Annotated in this window: 16 protein-coding genes; 13 read left to right on the top strand and 3 right to left on the bottom strand. The window is 44.6% G+C overall.

The window, feature by feature from the left end:
* Positions 1-48 precede the first annotated feature (48 nt).
* Both focA and ycaO read right to left on the bottom strand, forming a co-directional pair.
* Entirely contained in the window at positions 49-858 is an 810-nt protein-coding gene (gene focA, locus EL341_RS10700) for a formate transporter FocA (protein ID WP_408634904.1), read from the bottom strand.
* A gap of 416 nt (positions 859-1,274) precedes the next feature.
* Positions 1,275-3,038, bottom strand: coding sequence for a 30S ribosomal protein S12 methylthiotransferase accessory factor YcaO (gene ycaO / locus EL341_RS10695; protein ID WP_126467767.1), 1,764 nt, complete (start codon positions 3,036-3,038; stop codon positions 1,275-1,277).
* Positions 3,039-3,426: 388 nt separating this feature from the next.
* Here ycaO and ansB point away from each other — a divergent pair, with 388 nt between their 5' ends.
* From ansB to kdsB, 13 genes are all read left to right on the top strand, one after another.
* Positions 3,427-4,476: an L-asparaginase 2 gene (ansB, locus tag EL341_RS10690; protein WP_047781355.1), complete on the top strand. Its 1,050-nt coding sequence runs from the start codon at positions 3,427-3,429 to the stop codon at positions 4,474-4,476.
* A gap of 113 nt (positions 4,477-4,589) precedes the next feature.
* On the top strand, positions 4,590-5,315 hold the full coding sequence (locus tag EL341_RS10685; protein WP_232036554.1) for a TIGR02117 family protein: 726 nt from the start codon (positions 4,590-4,592) through the stop codon (positions 5,313-5,315).
* 232 nt (positions 5,316-5,547) lie between these two features.
* On the top strand, positions 5,548-6,633 hold the full coding sequence (serC, locus tag EL341_RS10680) for a 3-phosphoserine/phosphohydroxythreonine transaminase (RefSeq protein ID WP_126467765.1): 1,086 nt from the start codon (positions 5,548-5,550) through the stop codon (positions 6,631-6,633).
* 135 nt (positions 6,634-6,768) lie between these two features.
* Positions 6,769-7,464: an aspartate/glutamate racemase family protein gene (locus EL341_RS10675; protein WP_047781353.1), complete on the top strand. Its 696-nt coding sequence runs from the start codon at positions 6,769-6,771 to the stop codon at positions 7,462-7,464.
* A gap of 62 nt (positions 7,465-7,526) precedes the next feature.
* Positions 7,527-8,813, top strand: a complete 1,287-nt coding sequence (gene aroA / locus EL341_RS10670; RefSeq protein ID WP_126467764.1) for a 3-phosphoshikimate 1-carboxyvinyltransferase — start codon at positions 7,527-7,529, stop codon at positions 8,811-8,813.
* A 262-nt stretch (positions 8,814-9,075) separates the two neighbouring features.
* Entirely contained in the window at positions 9,076-9,753 is a 678-nt protein-coding gene (gene cmk, locus EL341_RS10665) for a (d)CMP kinase (RefSeq protein ID WP_047781351.1), read from the top strand.
* A gap of 142 nt (positions 9,754-9,895) precedes the next feature.
* On the top strand, positions 9,896-11,581 hold the full coding sequence (gene rpsA / locus EL341_RS10660; RefSeq protein ID WP_074823629.1) for a 30S ribosomal protein S1: 1,686 nt from the start codon (positions 9,896-9,898) through the stop codon (positions 11,579-11,581).
* Between the two features lie 58 nt (positions 11,582-11,639).
* On the top strand, positions 11,640-11,924 hold the full coding sequence (ihfB, locus tag EL341_RS10655; RefSeq protein ID WP_047781349.1) for an integration host factor subunit beta: 285 nt from the start codon (positions 11,640-11,642) through the stop codon (positions 11,922-11,924).
* A gap of 267 nt (positions 11,925-12,191) precedes the next feature.
* Positions 12,192-14,483: a DNA internalization-related competence protein ComEC/Rec2 gene (locus EL341_RS10650; RefSeq protein ID WP_074823626.1), complete on the top strand. Its 2,292-nt coding sequence runs from the start codon at positions 12,192-12,194 to the stop codon at positions 14,481-14,483.
* Between the two features lie 34 nt (positions 14,484-14,517).
* The gene (gene msbA, locus EL341_RS10645; RefSeq protein ID WP_074823622.1) at positions 14,518-16,266 is read left to right on the top strand and encodes a lipid A ABC transporter ATP-binding protein/permease MsbA; all 1,749 of its coding nucleotides are present in this window, start codon (positions 14,518-14,520) and stop codon (positions 16,264-16,266) included.
* Complete coding sequence (gene lpxK / locus EL341_RS10640) at positions 16,263-17,252, top strand: tetraacyldisaccharide 4'-kinase (RefSeq protein ID WP_126467761.1); 990 nt, start codon at positions 16,263-16,265, stop codon at positions 17,250-17,252. Before msbA ends, lpxK begins: the two co-directional genes overlap by 4 nt.
* Before the next feature lie 156 nt (positions 17,253-17,408).
* Positions 17,409-17,591 carry a Trm112 family protein gene (locus EL341_RS10635; RefSeq protein ID WP_047781345.1) on the top strand — a complete coding sequence of 61 codons (183 nt, stop codon included), beginning with the start codon at positions 17,409-17,411 and terminating at the stop codon, positions 17,589-17,591.
* Positions 17,588-18,343, top strand: coding sequence for a 3-deoxy-manno-octulosonate cytidylyltransferase (gene kdsB / locus EL341_RS10630; RefSeq protein ID WP_047781344.1), 756 nt, complete (start codon positions 17,588-17,590; stop codon positions 18,341-18,343). The genes EL341_RS10635 and kdsB overlap by 4 nt, the downstream gene beginning before the upstream one ends.
* Positions 18,344-18,423: 80 nt before the next feature.
* Here the strand turns inward: kdsB and elyC are convergent, their stop codons facing one another.
* The gene (gene elyC, locus EL341_RS10625) at positions 18,424-19,179 is read right to left on the bottom strand and encodes an envelope biogenesis factor ElyC (RefSeq protein WP_114986776.1); all 756 of its coding nucleotides are present in this window, start codon (positions 19,177-19,179) and stop codon (positions 18,424-18,426) included.
* Positions 19,180-19,216: the final 37 nt, after the last annotated feature.

Raw genomic sequence — 19,216 nt, 5'->3', positions numbered from 1 at the left:
CATATACTAAGGAAATAGAATTAACCTTGATTGATAAGAAGCGTTGGACTAGTGCTTCTCACCACGTAAATACATTGCCCAGTAAGGCAAACCTACCATCAACCCACCGATAATATTGCCAATCGTGACGGGGATAAGGTTATCGAAAACAAAGTTACTTACTGTTAGGCTTGAAAATTGCTCCGGCGTTGCGCCAATCATCTGCCAGAACTCAGGAGCAGCAAAATTCTTAATCACGATCCCCATTGGAATCATAAACATATTCGCAATACTGTGTTCAAAGCCGCTGGCAACAAACATGGCCACGGGCAGAATCATCACAAACATTTTATCCGTCAGACTACGTCCTGCGTAGCTCATCCACACGGCCAAGCACACCATCAGATTAGCCAGTGTACCAAGAGCTACCGCTTCTACAAAGGTATGATGTAATTTATGGTTGGCGGTTTGCAGCACATTTAGCCCCCATAATCCGTTAGCGGCAGTGATTTGACCTGCAAGAAAGATGATTCCGACGAATAATAATGCGCCGACCAGGTTGCCAAAGTAAACGTTGGTCCAGTTACGGAACATTTGACCCCAGGTAATGTGTTTGGTTGCTTTAGCAATGCAGGTTAAGACGGTTGAGGTAAAGAGGTCGGTTCCACAGGCAACCACCAGCATCAAACCGAGAGAGAAGCAAACGCCCCCCAAAAATTTTGCCATACCGAAAGGGACGGCGGCGGTTCCGGTTGTTGCGGTAATATAAAAAACAAAAGCGATAGAAATAAAGACGCCAGCCAGTATCGCTGAGCAGAATGTAATGATTGGACGTTTCGTTGCTTTATATATCCCGGCATTCTCGGCTACTTGAGCCATCGCTGCTGGAGATAATGATGCAATAGGATTCTCTGTTTTCACTGAATAAAATCTCGTGCGCCTAATAAAGACTAAATTTCGTCGGTGATATTAACAAAGCAGTATACTGTAAAAATTGATGTCGATCATTGTGAGTAAAATCTATAACCATGGAATATGGAAGGATAATGCTATTTTTGCACGTATCACATTGAATTTATTAAATAAAATTTTTTTTAAAATTTACAATTTAATTTTAATAAGAGCGTGAAATGATATTGTGAACTGTTAATAAATTATAAATATTGTATTGAATATGGGGGGTAATTAAGCATTATTTAACTAACGTTTAACATTGGTTCTTTTTATTTTACTTTTAAAAATAAAAAAACAAAACCCTCTATTTTCATAAAGGGTCTTGTTATTTAATCAATTATCTAAGCCAGCCGTTTAGCCATCTGTAATTTATTATAAGCATGCAACAATGATTGATGAGCAGGAAGAACCGTTAAATCTTGATCCACATCAATAAGCCCGTAAAAGCGCTGTTCTCCATGAATGTTTTTCCAAACCGTTGTAACGGTTTCTGCCCCGTACATACGATTGAACGCTGGATTGAATTGTTCAGGTTCCCGGTCTTCAGCATCCAACACCATCAACAGTAGGGTTTGCAGGCAGCGATAATAATTACGGCGTTCTTCAGTAAATAAAGAGGCATTGAACTCCTGCGTCCATTCCACCCAGCTTAGGGCCTGATCCAGATCGCCACCGGCCAGAGCCAGCATAGATTTCAATTCACCAATACGTAAACTGCTCCAGACGTTATTAGACCCCGTAGCGATACCTAACAGTTCTCTGATGCGAATAAAGTCATCAAGGCCTTCCTGATCTAATTGTTCAATCAAGGCCAGATAAGCTTCGGGTTCCCATTGGCTGGAAGGTAGGCTAAGAATGGTATCCCTTAAATGCTGGCCCATATTGTTATTGGCCATCAACAGATCTTCTGCCGGATAGATTTCGGACATGCCCGGAGCAATAATACGGCAAGCATCAACGCCAAGGTGACAATAATCTGCAATATACACGTCGGTTTGTTGCTGGCGGAAAATTTGCATTAACGTAACAAATTCTTGTTCAGAGGTTCCGCTGAAATTCCAATCTGCAAATGGATAGTCTGGCTGTTGCTTAAACAGATCCCACGAGATTAAACCGCTGGAATCGATAAAGTGTGTTTCCAGATTGGTGTATTCAGCGACTTCTTCATTATCAAAAGTAGGGGCATTGAACACATCCAGATCTTTCAGACTACGACCCTGTAAGAGTTCAGTCACTGTACGTTCCAGTGCAACACCAAAGTCTGGGTGTGCGCCGAATGAGGCAAAACAGGTACCGTTAGCCGGATTAAAGAGCACCACACAGATCACCGGATATTGCCCCCCCAACGATGCGTCATAGGCATAGATAGGAAAACCTTCTGCTTCCAGCTTTTCGATGGCTTCGGTTACCGGAGGATAACGCTTGATGACTTCATTAGGAATTTCCGGCAGGCTGATGGCTTCGGCAATAATCCGGTTTTTCACAAAGCGTTCAAAAATTTCTGACAGCGCTTGGACTCTGGCTTCATCGCGATTATTACCGGCCGACATACCGTTAGAAACGTACAGGTTGCCAATAATATTCATCGGAATATAAACCGTTTCAAGATCCGACTGACGGACAAACGGTAGGGCGCAAATGCCGCGCTGACCATTGCCCGACTGTAAATCAACCAAGTCGCTTGCGGCTAAACTCTGGTCTGGATCGTAAAATTGATGTAGTTGTTCATCCAGAATACCCGTAGGCAGGCTGTTATCTGATGGCAGGGGAAACCACTTCTCATTGGGATAATGAACAAATTCGCTCTCGGCAATGTTTTTACCCAAATAGAAGTCAGCAAAGAAATAGTTGGTTGATAACCGCTCGAAATACTCACCCAAAGCTGAGGCCAGAGCGGCTTTCTTGGTTGCGCCTTTGCCATTAGTAAAACACAGAGGGCAATCCTTATCGCGAATGTGTACCGACCAAACATTGGGGATAGGATTAAGCCAGGAAGCCTCTTCAATATTAAATCCTAATTGAGTGAGCTTTTGTTGAAAACGGGAGATGGAGTCTTCCAGGGCCGCATCTTTACCGGGAATAAAAGTTTGCTTGGTTGTTTGCATTTGATGTTCAGGCTCTCGGGTTTGATGGATTAACGGTTGGTATCCGACTGGTTTTAGAATCACAGATCATACGGGGTTTTTATCTTTAGCTCTAGTAATGTTGTATCTCTAGCGGGGCATCACAGAAAAAAGATCAATCTTATTGATAATACAGTTAGTTTTATATTGTCAGTAAAAATCCGTGGGATGGATTTAATAAATTAACCATAATGCCGTTTAGATATTAGCTATCAAATTTAATGATATTGGAATGTAAGGACCTATTTGAGCTGACCATGGCTTTTCAATATGTGGTTAGGCTAAGTTAAACGGTACCTTCAGCGTAATGTTTATTATCTCAACGGTTTTTATTATTCAGGGTTGGAATAACCTCGACAGGAGATTATGTATGTCAGTATTCAAGAAGTCTGCACTTGGTGCTTTGCTTTGTTGTCTTGCGGTTCCCGTATTGGCCAAGTTACCGACTATCACTATTCTGGCAACCGGAGGAACCATTGCCGGTGGAGGGATATCTGAAACGAAATCTAACTATGTCGCGGGTCAGTTTGGTGTTGAACGTTTGGTGGATGCCGTTCCACAGTTAAAAGATATTGCTGATATTAAAGGTGAGCAAATCGTTAATATTGGCTCACAAGATATGAATGATCAGGTTTGGCTTAAATTGGCTAAGACGATAAATGAGCGTTGTGCTACCAGCGATGGTTTTGTGGTGACTCATGGTACCGATACGATGGAGGAGACTGCATACTTTCTTAATTTAACGGTAACCTGCAATAAGCCCGTTGTCATGGTGGGCTCAATGCGTCCGGCAACAGCGATGAGCGCCGATGGGCCGTTTAATCTTTATAATGCGGTGGTGGTGGCTGCGGATAAAAACTCGGTTGGTCGTGGTGTGTTGGTCGCCATGAATGATGCGGTGTTGGAAGCTCGCGATGTAGTCAAAACCAGCACTACGGGAGTACAAACCTTCCAGAACGTTAACTACGGCGCTTTAGGCTATATCCATAACGGTAAAGTTGATTATCAGCGTATGCCAACCCGTTTACATGCCCCGAACAATGTTTTTGATATCAGTAAAGTGACGTCATTGCCCAAAGTCGATATTGTTTATAGTTATGCCAATGCGTCTGCGGCACCGGTAAAAGCCTTGATTAGCGAAGGGGCTAAAGGCATTGTGAGTGCCGGTGTGGGTAACGGTAACCTGTATAATTCAATTTTTGAGGCTTTAGTTGAGGCGAGAAAACAAGGGGTTGCCGTGGTACGTTCTTCTCGAGTACCTCTGGGGGCAACAACTCAAGATGCCGAGGTGGATGATGTCAAATATGGTTTTGTGGCATCAGGCACCCTGAATCCTCAGAAAGCACGGGTACTGCTGCAATTGGCATTAACCAAAACTAACGATCGGGCTGAAATTCAGAAAATATTTAATCAATACTGATTGGCTATATGGTGAGTGATTTAGACAACGGGCATACTCAAACACGGTGCCCGTTGTTTTATTTTAAGCTGGCCTGATTAGGGATAAGTTTATTTATTAGAAGGATATTTCAGGTGCTTAAAACCTTTCATTTACTGTTTGTTGCTACCGCCTTTTTTCTGACCGGCTGTTCCTCTCTACCTTCTGTTGTCACGTCTTTGCCAGAATCAGAAAATACAGTTTCTCATCAGGCATATATTGTTAGTCACGGTTGGCATACTGGTATCATTGTTCCCGCTAAAAAAATGAATGTTTATGTTCCATCGTTATCCGATCGCTTCAGTGATGGAAACTGGTATGAGTTTGGTTGGGGAGATAAGGGATTTTATCAGGCACAGGAAGTAACTTCAGGACTCACTTTACAGGCTATGTTTTGGTCCTCGGGAGCTGTGATGCACGTTGTTTCGGTACCAACAAATCCACAACAGTTTTTTCGTGAAAGCGATGTGTTTGGCATTCAGCTGACAGATAATCAATTGAATAGTTTGATGAGGTTTATTGCTAACAGTTTTGAGAAGGATGAACAGGAAAAAATTATTCCCTTAAAACGTGGAATTTATGGCAATAGTCAATTCTATGCGGCCGTCGGTCGTTATTATATTTTGAACACCTGCAATAAATGGACGGCTAAAGGATTGAAAAGCGCCGGAATGGATATTTCACCTACCTTTAAGCTGACATCCAGTAGCGTAATGGATTATCTGAAGGATAATCAGGTTAATAAGCAGTATGCAGAAAAGACTGCAGCGCCTTGTACAACAGATTATTTGAAAATAAGTTTCCCTTTAAATTGCGGGTAAATCGATGTTATTCGCTATTGTTTTTTCTATGTCTGGATTATTCATTCGTTTTTTAAAATCATATAGGGGTAACATCCTGTAGGAGCTGAACTGACTATTTATCTTTCAGAGAAAATTTAATCTAGTCATATTCACAATAAGCATTGCAGCAAATCTAAGTGAATGATAAAACCGATAATCTCGTTTGTAATAATCTCATTGAAATAATCTTTAATCAGGGCGGTGAAGATAAATGGCGCAGGTATTTAATTTTAGTGCAGGGCCGGCGATGTTACCGGTTGAGGTGTTACGTCAAGCGCAACAGGAACTCTGTGATTGGCAAGGTTTGGGCACCTCGGTCATGGAGATTAGTCACCGCAGTAAAGAGTTTATTCAGGTTGCAGAGACGGCTGAACAGGATCTACGTGACCTGTTAAAAGTACCAGACAACTATAAAGTGCTGTTCTCTCACGGTGGTGCTCGGGCGCAGTTTGCCGCAGTACCTTTGAATATTCTGGGGAATCATAATCAGGCTGATTATATTGACGGTGGCTACTGGGCGCACAGTGCCGTTCAGGAAGCCGAAAAGTACTGTAATCCTAACGTTATTGATGTGAAAACTAACGTTAATGGCTTGATGGGTATTAAGCCAATGAAAGACTGGGCACTGAATGATAAGTCCGCCTACGTTCATTACTGCCCGAATGAAACCATTGATGGCGTAGCGATTGATGAACAGCCTGATTTCGGTGACAAGGTGGTGGTCGCAGATTTTTCTTCCACCATCATGTCTCGGCCGATTGACGTTAGCCGCTTTGGCCTGATTTATGCCGGTGCACAAAAAAATATCGGACCCGCAGGTATCACCGTAATTATTGTGCGCGAAGATTTGTTAGGGAAAGCGCGTAAAGAAACGCCATCCATTTTGGACTATAGCGTACTGGATGCTAATGACTCGATGTTTAACACACCGCCAACCTTTGCCTGGTATCTGTCAGGTTTGGTGTTCAAATGGTTGAAGGCGCAGGGTGGGTTAACCGAGATGGCTCGCCGTAATGAAGAGAAGTCATCTCATTTATATAACTTTATTGATAACAGTGATTTCTACCGTAACGGCATCGCAATAGCTAACCGCTCTTGGATGAACGTGCCGTTCCAACTGGCGGACGGTGAGCTGGATAAAGTGTTTCTGGAAGAGGCGAATGCGGCGGGTTTACATGCGTTAAAAGGGCACCGGGTATTGGGTGGAATGCGTGCCTCTATTTATAACGCGATGCCGTTAGCTGGTATCCAGGCTTTAACAGAGTTCATGGCTGATTTTGAACGTCGCCATGGCTAATTGTTCAGACGAATGAATGATTTCTTTATTTAGTGTACCAACGGGCAATATACGTGCCCGTTGAAATAAAAGCATTTTCATATTGATGAGTTTATTCGATTGAGAAATGCACATTGAAGCTAGGAGAGCGAATCAATGAAAACTATTGGACTTATTGGGGGGATGAGTTGGGAATCAACTATTCCTTATTATCGTCATATTAATGAAACGATTAAGCAAAAATTAGGTGGCTTGCACTCAGCGAAAGTTGTGCTGTATAGCGTAGATTTTCAAGAGATAGAACATCTGCAACATCAGGGTGATTGGGCCGCCGCAGGGGCACGTTTGGCTGATGCTGCACAACGGCTTGAGGCCGCAGGTGCCGATTTTTTGATTATTTGTACCAATACCATGCACAAAGTGTATGACCTGATCGGGGCATCGGTTTCAATTCCGTTATGTCATATTGCGGATGCGACGGCTGACGTGATTAAACAGGATGGGATAAAAACGGTTGGTTTGCTGGGTACTCGCTTTACCATGGAACAAGATTTCTATAAAGGGCGTTTGAGCGAGAATCATGGTATCAAGGTGATTGTACCTGATGAAGCCGACCGTGAGATTGTTCATCGAGTGATTTATCAAGAATTATGCCTTGGAAAGATTGATGCGGCATCGCGTCGGGAATTTCAGCGAATCATGCAGAAATTAGCCAGTCAGGGCGCTGAAGGGATTATTTTGGGCTGTACCGAAATTGGTCTACTGGTGAGTGCAGAAGATGCCAGCGTGCCACTTTATGATACCGCAGAGATACATGCCGTTCAGGCCGCTGAAATATCGCTGAAGCCCTAATGTTATATTGAGCAAACACATACTTATAACCAAAAATATAGCTATTAAGAGAACATTTATTCATGTTGGAATCGTTAACCTTACAACCTATTGCCAAATTTGACGGCACGATCAATTTACCCGGTTCGAAAAGCGTTTCTAACCGAGCATTGCTGTTAGCGGCGATGGCGAAAGGCAAGACTCGACTGACCAATTTACTGGACAGTGATGATGTTCGTCATATGTTAACCGCATTGAAAGCGCTGGGGGTTCATTATCAACTGTCTGATTGTCACACCATCTGTGATATTGAAGGCGTTAATGGTGCCTTAAAAGCTCACAGTGCACTGGAAATCTTTTTAGGTAATGCCGGTACGGCAATGCGCCCATTGGCAGCGGCTTTAAGTCTGGGACAAAATGATATTATTTTGACCGGCGAACCGAGAATGAAAGAGCGTCCAATTGGTCATTTGGTTGATGCATTACGTCAGGGTGGTGCACAAATTGACTATCTGGAGCAAGAGAACTATCCACCATTGCGTTTACGCGGTGGTTTTCAAGGGGGAGAGATCGCCGTTGATGGTTCCGTATCCAGCCAGTTTTTAACCGCATTACTGATGACGGCGCCGTTAGCGGCACAGGATACGCATATCGCCATTAAAGGGGAGTTGGTCTCTAAACCTTATATCGATATTACTTTACATATGATGCGTGATTTTGGCGTTGAGGTTACTCACGATAACTATCAGGTTTTCCATATTAAAGGCGGTCAACAATATCGCGCTGCCGAGCACTATCTAGTGGAAGGGGATGCTTCCTCTGCCTCCTATTTTCTGGCGGCTGCTGCGATTAAAGGCGGTAGTGTACGCGTTACCGGCATTGGTAAAAAAAGTGTACAGGGCGATATTCGTTTTGCGGACGTTCTTGAAGCCATGGGGGCTAAAATCATCTGGGGTGATGATTTTATTGAATGCCGGCGTGGTGAATTGAACGGTATTGATATGGATATGAACCATATTCCGGATGCTGCGATGACGATTGCAACGGCGGCACTGTTTGCTAAGGGCGATACCCGTATTCGTAATATCTATAACTGGCGGGTTAAAGAGACCGATCGGTTAAACGCGATGGCAACGGAATTACGTAAAGTCGGAGCGCAGGTGGAAGAAGGGGAAGATTATATTCTGGTGACTCCACCGACTGAACTGAAGCATGCAGAAATAGAAACCTATAACGACCACCGTATGGCGATGTGCTTTTCGTTAGTGGCACTGTCGGATACGCCGGTGACAATTTTGGATCCTAAATGTACTGCCAAAACGTTCCCGGACTATTTTAAGCAGTTCGCCCGCTTAAGCCAACAGGCGTAAATATTGCCTCTCTGCGCTGTACAGTCAACGTATTGTTCTGTATAGCGCAGTTCACTCCTTCCTGATGACCTCGGTTAATCATATCTGCTTGTTTATTTATTCTGATTTTTTTGTTTCTTTTTCCTATTGATATATAAGACATTGCGTTAATTACAGACGATCTTAAGTCATTCGTAACCTGTCAGTTCATCTCGATGATAGGTATAATCGGCGCGGATAATATTTGTATCAATCATCATTTCTCTGGCTGAAGGAGCTCGATATGGCAGCAGTTGTGCCGGTAATAACGGTTGACGGCCCAAGTGGAGTGGGAAAAGGAACGCTCTGTCAGGCTTTGGCTGAAAAGCTGGGTTGGCATTTACTGGATTCAGGTGCTATTTATCGCGTTTTGGCATTAGCAGCGTTGCATCATAAGGTCGATTTAGCTTCAGAAGAAGCATTGGTTCCATTGGCTATTCATCTGGATGTTCGCTTTGTGACACAACAAAACCAGCTTCAAGTTATTCTGGAAGGGGAAACGGTCACCAACGAAATACGCAATGAAACCGTTGGTAGCGCGGCTTCTAAGGTGGCGGCATTTCCTCGTGTGCGTGAAGCTTTGTTACGTCGTCAACGCGCTTTTAGGGAACTACCTGGACTGATCGCTGACGGGCGAGATATGGGAACGATTGTTTTCCCCGATGCACCGGTCAAAATCTTTCTTGATGCTAGTGCCGAAGAGCGCGCCAGAAGACGCATGCATCAGTTGCAGGCGAGTGGGCAATGTGTTAAATTTGAATGTCTTTTGTCCGAAATACAAGAACGGGATTACCGCGATCGTAACCGGACAGTAGCGCCACTGGTGCCAGCGGCAGATGCGCTGATGTTGGACTCCACCCATATGACGGTGGATGAAGTGATTCAACAGGCATTAGTTTATGTGCAAGACGTGCTAAAATAAATTCATGTTCGGTGCTCAATTTTTGAGCGGCGAGCTTTTGTGAATAACTCTGTTGCATGGATGTAAGCAGGGTATGTATAACAACCCCATCGGACCGGATGTTAGATGGACGTTAAATTAAAGAATCCTGAAGATTAACAACATGACTGAATCTTTTGCTCAACTCTTTGAAGAATCCCTGAAAACAATTGAAACCCGTCCGGGTTCAATCGTACGCGGCGTTGTTGTCGCTATTGATAAAGACGTTGTTCTGGTCGACGCGGGTCTGAAATCAGAATCTGCAATCCCAGTAGAACAGTTCAAAAACGCTCAGGGCGAACTGGAAATCCAGGTTGGTGATGAAGTTGACGTAGCGTTAGACGCTATTGAAGACGGCTTTGGTGAAACTCTGCTTTCTCGTGAGAAAGCTAAGCGTCACGAAGCTTGGATCACGCTGGAAAAAGCTTCTGAAGAAGCTGCAACTGTTATTGGTATTATCAATGGCAAGGTCAAAGGTGGATTTACCGTTGAGCTTAACGGCATTCGTGCGTTCTTACCAGGTTCACTGGTTGACGTTCGTCCTGTCCGTGACACGCTGCATTTAGAGGGCAAAGAGCTTGAGTTCAAGGTTATCAAACTTGACCAAAAACGTAACAACGTTGTTGTTTCCCGCCGTGCTGTTATCGAGTCTGAAAACAGTGCAGAGCGCGATCAACTGTTAGAAAACCTGCAAGAAGGCATGGAAGTTAAAGGTATCGTTAAGAACCTTACTGACTACGGTGCATTCGTTGATCTGGGTGGTGTTGACGGTCTGTTACACATTACTGATATGGCTTGGAAACGCGTTAAGCATCCTAGCGAAATCGTTAATGTTGGTGACGAAATCAACGTTAAAGTTCTTAAGTTCGACCGCGATCGTACCCGTGTTTCACTGGGTCTGAAGCAGTTAGGCGAAGATCCATGGGTAGCAATTGCTAAGCGTTACCCAGAAGGTACTAAGCTGACTGGTCGTGTGACTAACCTGACTGATTACGGTTGCTTCGTAGAAATCGAAGAAGGCGTTGAAGGTCTGGTTCACGTTTCAGAAATGGATTGGACCAACAAAAACATTCACCCATCTAAAGTTGTTAACGTGGGTGACGTGGTTGAAGTTATGGTTCTGGATATCGATGAAGAACGTCGTCGTATCTCCTTAGGCCTGAAGCAGTGCAAGATGAATCCATGGCAGCAATTCGCAGAAACCCATAATAAGGGCGAGCGTGTTGAAGGTAAGATCAAGTCAATCACTGACTTCGGTATCTTCATCGGTTTAGATGGCGGTATTGATGGTCTGGTTCACCTGTCTGACATCTCTTGGAACGTTGCTGGTGAAGAAGCGGTTCGTGACTATAAGAAAGGTGACGAAATCGCCGCTGTGGTTCTGCAAGTTGATGCAGAGCGTGAGCGTATCTCCCTGGGCGTTAAGCAATTAGCTGAAGATCCATTTAACAATTACCTGGCTATCAACAAGAAAGGTACAATTGTTACTGGTAAAGTTACAGCAGTTGACGCAAAAGGTGCTACAGTTGAATTAGCGGGTGGTGTTGAAGGTTACCTGCGTGCTTCTGATGCAAGCCGTGAGCGTGTTGAAGATGCGACAACTATTCTGAGCGTTGGCGACGAAGTTGAAGCAAAATACACTGGTGTTGATCGTAAAAACCGTGTAATCAGCCTGTCTGTACGTGCTAAAGATGAAGCAGATGAGAAAGAAGCCGTTGCTACTGTTAATAATAATAACAGTGGCAAGCAAGAAGAAGGTGGATTCTCTAACGCTATGGCTGAAGCATTTAAAGCAGCTAAAGGCGAATAATGGCGAGGGGCGGTTTTGCCGCCCCTTCGGTAGTTGAGCTGATAAGCTTGGAGGAACGATGACCAAGTCTGAACTTATAGAAAGACTCGCTAGTAGACACACTCATTTACCAACAAAAGTTGTTGAAGATGCAGTGAAAGAGATGCTGGAACATATGGCTGTAACTTTAGCCGGTGGTGAACGCATTGAGATCCGTGGGTTTGGCAGTTTTTCTCTTCACTACCGAGCCCCGCGTGTAGGACGTAATCCGAAAACTGGTGAGAAAGTGGAGCTGGAAAGCAAATATGTTCCACACTTTAAGCCAGGTAAAGAGTTACGCGATCGTGCGAATATTTACGCTTAATTAGCGGTAAATAAAGCCTGTTCGACTAAAGGTAATGATCTAATAAAATCCAGAGTGGGTAACCATCTCTGGATTTTTTATGCCTAGAATTTGTGTTCAATAAGTTTTGAATTCTCCCGCAATATAATTGTAACGTTCAGTCTGGACAGAGAAAAAATGCTATTAGCACTGAGAAATAATCAGTTATCTGTAGCATTGAATCCCACTATTTTTTAAAACGATTCCTGATGACGGCACGGCCGCCAGAAACTACTCAGGAATTTTACCTTGTATTCAACATTATCCTTAGACCACATTGCCATTGCTGCGATTGCTGGAATATTGCCGTTATTATTCATGTCTGCCTTGCCACCGATGTTTATTTGGTGGTTATTGGCGGTATTTGCTCTACTGGCAGCGGTGTTTAACCAGGCTTTAATCAGATTGGTTGCAGTATTTTTACTTAGCTTTCTCTGGGCTGTTCTTTGCGCAGATCAAATGGTGCAGCAGGTTGAACGTTATGCGGATCAATCAGCGCATATTCAGGGGAAGGTTATCAGTGCCAATATCAATGCCGAAGGTCAGCGCAGCGTTCTATTTCAAATCAGGCAAATTAATGGCAGGGAGCTGTCAATGCTGGAAAAGTTTCAGCTACCGCTCTATTTTTCTATCAATAAGCAGGATATTGCCCAGCAGATGTTTGCCGGACAATTATGGCAGGGCAACATACTCTTTAGAGCCGTTCATAGCCGCTTAAATCAAGGTGGATATGACCAGCAGCGCTGGGCGATGGCCAATCACCAACCGTTAACCGGGTTGGTTAAATCGGCTGAAATATTGGATTCATCGCTAAGTCTACGACAAAGTCTAATTAACCGCATTTATCAGCTTACTGAGGCGTTAGAATCTCAGGATATTTTATTGGCTCTGGCTTTTGGCGAGCGGGGAATGATCCAACCGGATAGACGACAGGTATTTCTTAAAAGCGGTACCGCTCACCTAATGGCAATATCAGGGCTACATATTTCTTTAGCAGCGTTGTTTGGATGGGGAATTGCCCGAGGCATACAGTTTTTATTCTCAGTAAGATATTTGGGGCCTCGTTTCCCATTGTTAGTGGGATGGGGTATTGCGACCTTGTATGTCTGGTTATCGGGGGCTAATCCTCCGGCATTAAGGGCCTTTTTTGCTTTATCCATCTGGATGGTATTGCGCTGGCATGGGATGAACTGGACCCCTTGGCAAGTCTGGTTACGGATTGTGGCGTTGTTACTTATTTCCGATCCGCTAATGGTGTTATCTGACAGCCTGTGGCTATCTTGTCTGGCCGTTGCTGGAATAATTTTCTGGTTTCAATGGGTACCTTTACCCGCTCAAATAGGTTATCGCTATCGGTCAATTGTGCTTTGGGTCTATTTGCAGATAGCCATGATGATTTTGCTGATTCCAATGCAGATCATCATTTTTCACGGTATTAGTTGGACGGCTTTATTGGGGAATTTGGTGGCGGTTCCGGTTGTTTCATTTATTAGCGTACCGGCAATTTTATCCGGTTTACTACTATGTTGGAGTCAGTCGCTAGCTGTTTTTTTCTGGTGGATTGCCGATCGTTCGATAATCATCACACTTTTTCTCCTTGAGAAGTTGCAGCATGGTTGGGAAACCGTGACTGAGCAAATGATACTTATCAGTTTTTCCGGCTGGCTGCTAATTATATGCTGGCGTTTATCACTGTGGCGATGCGGGTTGTTTACGCCCTGGATTATACTTCTCCTGACTTTGCTTCCGCTGTGGCAGCGAGACGATGAAAATTGGCGAATTGATATGCTAGATGTTGGGCATGGATTAGCCATGGTCATCAGGCAAGGGAATCGGGCTATCATTTATGATACGGGCAACCGCTGGCGTAATGGTTCTATGGCGGAACGAGAGATTTTACCCTTTCTGCGTTGGCATGGACTAACGGTGGAGGGCATTATACTCAGCCATCAAGATTCAGACCACGCCGGTGGTTTAAGTGATTTACAACAGGCTTATCCTGATGCCTGGCTGCGGACTTCAACGCTATCGTTGGGCGAGAGTTGCCAACAAGGGGATAGTTGGCGCTGGAGAGGATTGACCTTTTATGTTCTTTGGCCGCAGAGCAGGGTGGAAAGAGCCTATAATGCACATAGCTGTGTCATACGCGTCAGCGATGGTCGGTATAGTATATTGCTGACCGGCGATCTGGAAAAAGCACAGGAACTGAGTTTAATTAGACTATATGGTGATAAGTTGAAGAGTGATGTGATGCAAACGCCACATCATGGCAGTAAGACATCATCGACAGCTTCATTTATACAGGCAGTTAATCCCAAAATGACACTGACGTCAGTATCTCGCTACAATCCCTGGCGCTTGCCTGCGGAGAATGTCGTGAAAAGGTATAAAAAAGCGCAGGTAGAATGGATTTCTACGGCAAAATTTGGTCAGGTTAGCGTATTGTTTTATAAGGATTATTATAAATTTCTTACGTTAAGAGTACATTTTATGCCCCGTTGGTATCACCAGTGGTTTGGTTCTTCGCCCTATAATGAGTAGAATAACGCGCTATTTCGCATAATGTTGGTAACTAATGTTGAATGATAAAGACCTCTCCACGTGGGAAACGTTTCGCCAGTTATGGCCATTAATCCGACCTTTTAAGCTGGGTTTGATTGTTGCTGCTGTAGCTCTGATTTTTAATGCCGGCACCGATGCCATGATGCTTTCGCTGTTAAAACCATTGCTGGATGACGGTTTTGGTAAAGCGGGAAGCAACGTCTTGGTTTGGATGCCATTGGTCGTGCTTGGCCTAATGGTGATGCGTGGCATTACCAGCTATGTCTCAACCTATTGTCTGTCATGGGTTTCAGGCAAAGTGGTGATGACTATCCGGCGCCGTTTGTTTGGTCATATGATGAATATGCCAGTATCGTTTTTTGATCAGCAGTCAACCGGTACCTTACTGTCCCGAATTACTTATGATTCTGAGCAGGTTGCATCCTCTTCTTCGGGGGCACTGATTACCGTGGTTAGAGAAGGCGCATATATTTTAGCGCTGTTTTCTATCATGTTTTATAACAGCTGGCAGTTATCATTGATTTTGGTGGTACTGGCGCCAGTGGTCTCTTTTGTGATTCGTTATGTTTCCAAACGGTTTCGTAATATCAGTAAGAATATGCAAAATACCATGGGGCAGGTGACCGCTAGCGCTGAGCAAATGCTGAAGGGCCATAAAGAGGTGCTGCTGTTTGGTGGTCAGGAAGTTGAAACCACTCGCTTTAATAAGGTGAGTAATAGAATGCGTCAGCAGGGTATGAAAATGGTTGCGGCTTCCGCTATTTCCGATCCTATTGTGCAACTTATTGCTTCAACGGCGTTGGCGTTGGTATTGTTTGCGGCCAGTTTCCCCAGCATTATGGATACGTTAACGGCAGGTACCATTACGGTGGTATTTTCTTCAATGGTGGCGTTAATGAAACCATTGAAATCACTCACCAATGTTAACGCTCAATTCCAGCGTGGTATGGCAGCCTGCCAGACGCTGTTTGCTATTTTAGATATGGAACCTGAACAGGATACCGGCAAGTTAACCGCTGAGCGTGTTAACGGTGATGTTGAGTTACGCAATGTGACGTTTACCTATCCAACCAAAGATGAACCCGCTCTGAGAAATATCAGCTTCAAGATTCCTGCGGGTAAAACTGTGGCTTTAGTGGGCCGTTCTGGTTCGGGTAAATCAACTATTGCTAACTTGTTGACGCGGTTTTATGACATTCAGGAGGGTGAAATCCTGATTGATAACCATGAAATTCGTGAGTACACCCTGCCATCATTACGCGATCAGGTTGCTGTGGTTTCTCAAAACGTTCACCTGTTTAATGACACTATCGCCAATAATATTGCTTATGCGCGTACTGAACAGTATTCCCGTGAAGATATAGAGAAAGCGGCGACCATGGCTTATGCCATGGATTTCATCAAGAAGATGGATAATGGCCTGGATACGGTTATCGGTGAAAATGGCGTGCTGCTTTCCGGTGGACAGCGCCAGCGTATTGCGATAGCGCGAGCTTTATTACGCGACAGCCCGATATTGATTCTGGATGAGGCAACCTCTGCGTTGGATACGGAGTCTGAGCGTGCAATCCAGGCAGCACTGGATGAACTACAGAAAAACCGTACTTCATTAGTTATTGCTCATCGTCTGTCAACCATTGAGAAAGCCGATGAAATTTTGGTGATTGAAGATGGGCGTATTGTTGAACGGGGTAATCACGCAACGTTAATTAACAACAGTGGCGCTTATGCTCAATTGCACCGGATGCAGTTTAGCCAATGATTGAGCGCATCTGGTCCGGCGAATCAAAGTGGTATTTATTGCTGTTGCCGCTATCGTGGTTGTATGGACTGGTGAGTGGTATCAGACGGCTTGGTTACCGCTGTGGATTATTGAAATCATGGCGAGCCCCGTTACCGATTGTGGTGGTGGGTAATATGACTGCCGGTGGCAATGGAAAAACACCGGTAGTGATTTGGCTGGTAGAAAACCTACAACAGCAGGGAATCAAGGTTGGTGTCGTTTCCCGAGGTTATGGTGGAAAAGCCGAACGTTACCCTTTGGTATTGGAACAGACCACAACAACGGATATGGCCGGGGATGAACCGGTACTGATTTTTCAACGGACTGGCGCGCCCGTTGCGGTAGCACCCGATCGCGCCTCTGCGGTGAAAGCTTTATTGAGCCAATATCCGTTGGATGTGATCATTACTGATGATGGACTCCAGCATTATGCTTTACAGCGCGATATTGAGCTGGTGGTTATTGATGGTGTCCGTCGTTTTGGTAATGGTTGGTGGTTACCGGCTGGGCCGATGCGTGAACGAGCAGGGCGGTTAGCGTCGGTAGATGCGATAATTACCAATGGTGGTCTGGCCCATCGTAATGAAATACCCATGGTACTGAAGCCGGGAGAAGCCATTAATCTGGTGAGTGGTGAACGTAAAGCAGTAACCGATTTAAAGCACATTGTTGCCATGGCCGGTATTGGTCATCCTCCCCGTTTTTTTCAAACATTGGCGAGCTTAAATATTGTCCCGGAGCAAACCCATGCTTTTGCCGATCATCAACCTTATAGTGAATCACTGCTTTCTCCTTTAGCTAACGCTGGACAGGTTTTACTGATGACGGAAAAAGATGCGGTCAAATGCCGTAGTTTCGCCGCACAAAACTGGTGGTATTTACCGGTGGATGCGGAGCTGCCTACTGATGATGGGCTAAATCTGCTTGGCTTGATTCTGGCTAAGATCCCGCAAAAAAATAGCTAGTCTGTTTTGGCTTATCTGATTTCATTTTTCTTTCATTTTTTGCCTGTGGCGATCGCGCCAGCTAAGTATACGTTTATCGTTAAATCTTCGGGGGAAATATGATATTCTTTGCGGTTATAGAAATTGAATTAATTGTTCGATAAATAGAGGTCGCGCATGGATCATCGTCTGCTGGAAATCATTGCCTGTCCGGTTTGTAACGGAAAACTGGCTTTTAATAAAGAGCATCAAGAGCTGGTTTGTAAAGTCGATGGTTTGGCTTTCTCCATCCGTGATGGTATTCCGGTTTTACTGGAAACCGAAGCGCGTCAATTAACTGTTGATGAGAAAACCGCATGAGTTTTATCGCGATTATTCCCGCCCGCTTTGCTTCAACCCGTTTACCAGGCAAACCACTGGCGGATATTGCCGGTAAGCCGATGGTGGTTCACGTGATGGAGAAGGCGTTAGCATCTGGTGCCTCCAGAGTGATCGTGGCAACGGACCATCTTGACGTTAAGCAGGCGGTTGAGGCCGCAGGCGGTGAAGTTTGTCTGACCAGCCCAGACCATAGTTCCGGAACGGAGCGTTTGGCTGAGGTTATTGAGCATTATAAATTTAGTGATGATGAAATTATTGTCAACGTCCAAGGTGATGAGCCACTTATTCCACCGGCGATTATTCATCAGGTTGCCGATAATTTAGCTCATTCTGATGCAGGAATGGCGACGCTGGCCGTTCCTATCACTTCTGTTGAGGAAGCGTTTAACCCTAATGCGGTTAAAGTGGTGATTGATAGTAAGGGTTACGCTATTTATTTCTCACGTGCGACCATTCCTTGGGACAGAAATCGTTTTATGGTTTCACAGCAGGATATCGGTGACTTTTATCTACGACATATCGGCATTTATGCTTATCGTGCCGGTTTTATTCGTCGCTATATTCATTGGGCACCCAGTCCGTTAGAACAAGTAGAAATGTTAGAACAATTACGCGTGCTATGGTACGGCGAGAAGATTCACGTTGAAGCGGCTAAAGAGATTCCGGCGGTTGGTGTCGATACTCAGGAAGATTTAGACCATGTGCGGAAAGTGCTGGGCCATACACGTTGAGCTTGTCTGACAGAAAAATCACCGGCCAATCAGGATGGAATGGCCGGTAAACAGATTTGATGTAGATTAAGAAGATCGGGTCAGTCTTTCAGATTTAACCATAAACTACCTAACGTTTCATACCATGCCCGTTCGCTGTGTGACAGGTAGTTGGCGGAAGGGAATATTTTCTCCCAAGGATTAAGCGGTCCCTGTGTGGCAAGTTGATTTGCAGGCGCGGGGATAGGATCTAATCCGGCAGACTGAAATATTTTCATTGCTCTGGGTAAATGGTTGGCGGAAGTGACTAATAATATTTTCTTTTGGCCTGCGAGTTGAGCAACAGCCTGAGCTTCCTCTATGGTGTCTTTGGCTTGAGGTAAGGCAATAATATCCTGCTCAGGTACACCTAAACTCTCTGCCACCATAGCGGCAACTTTGGCGTTTGAAACGGGGTTGGATATGGCTTCTGCGCCAGTAAAAATCATTTTGGCTCCGGGATGTTCTCGATAAAGCCGTACGCCTTCAGTTACTCTGGGTAGGCTATTGGAGAACAGGTTGGAGCTGGGAGCCCAGTCGGCATTGTAAGTATAGCCACCACCGAGTACCACAATGTAATCAACCGGTGTTTTTTCCTGATAGGTCGAATAGTGATTTTCCAACGGCATCAACAACCGATCGGCTACAGGTTGTATACTGAGTAGCAGTAAGCTTAACCAACTGAGGCTAAGTAATACTTTGGCACTTTTTTGCCAACGGCTAAACCACAGTAGAGCCAAGGCAATCGCCATCAATAAGAGCAGGAAAGGTAAAGGAAGCAGTAGATTACCAATGATTTTTTTCAGGATGAATAACATTGAGTTTCCGATGTGTTGTACAAAAATAAGCCATTTA

Source organism: Pragia fontium (assembly GCF_900638655.1).
Classification (GTDB): domain Bacteria; phylum Pseudomonadota; class Gammaproteobacteria; order Enterobacterales; family Enterobacteriaceae; genus Pragia; species Pragia fontium.
Note: the sequence above shows the minus strand (reverse complement) of the source record. Positions and strands in the feature narration are given on the sequence as shown.

Excerpts from the sequence above, each read along its gene's own strand:
- focA (WP_408634904.1), bottom strand. The coding sequence starts at position 858 with ATGGCTCAAGTAGCCGAGAATGCCGGGATATATAAAGCAACGAAACGT.
- ycaO (WP_126467767.1), bottom strand. The coding sequence starts at position 3,038 with ATGCAAACAACCAAGCAAACTTTTATTCCCGGTAAAGATGCGGCCCTG.
- ansB (WP_047781355.1), top strand. The coding sequence starts at position 3,427 with ATGTCAGTATTCAAGAAGTCTGCACTTGGTGCTTTGCTTTGTTGTCTT.
- serC (WP_126467765.1), top strand. The coding sequence starts at position 5,548 with ATGGCGCAGGTATTTAATTTTAGTGCAGGGCCGGCGATGTTACCGGTT.
- EL341_RS10675 (WP_047781353.1), top strand. The coding sequence starts at position 6,769 with ATGAAAACTATTGGACTTATTGGGGGGATGAGTTGGGAATCAACTATT.
- aroA (WP_126467764.1), top strand. The coding sequence starts at position 7,527 with ATGTTGGAATCGTTAACCTTACAACCTATTGCCAAATTTGACGGCACG.
- cmk (WP_047781351.1), top strand. The coding sequence starts at position 9,076 with ATGGCAGCAGTTGTGCCGGTAATAACGGTTGACGGCCCAAGTGGAGTG.
- rpsA (WP_074823629.1), top strand. The coding sequence starts at position 9,896 with ATGACTGAATCTTTTGCTCAACTCTTTGAAGAATCCCTGAAAACAATT.
- ihfB (WP_047781349.1), top strand. The coding sequence starts at position 11,640 with ATGACCAAGTCTGAACTTATAGAAAGACTCGCTAGTAGACACACTCAT.
- msbA (WP_074823622.1), top strand. The coding sequence starts at position 14,518 with ATGTTGAATGATAAAGACCTCTCCACGTGGGAAACGTTTCGCCAGTTA.
- lpxK (WP_126467761.1), top strand. The coding sequence starts at position 16,263 with ATGATTGAGCGCATCTGGTCCGGCGAATCAAAGTGGTATTTATTGCTG.
- EL341_RS10635 (WP_047781345.1), top strand. The coding sequence starts at position 17,409 with ATGGATCATCGTCTGCTGGAAATCATTGCCTGTCCGGTTTGTAACGGA.
- kdsB (WP_047781344.1), top strand. The coding sequence starts at position 17,588 with ATGAGTTTTATCGCGATTATTCCCGCCCGCTTTGCTTCAACCCGTTTA.
- elyC (WP_114986776.1), bottom strand. The coding sequence starts at position 19,179 with ATGTTATTCATCCTGAAAAAAATCATTGGTAATCTACTGCTTCCTTTA.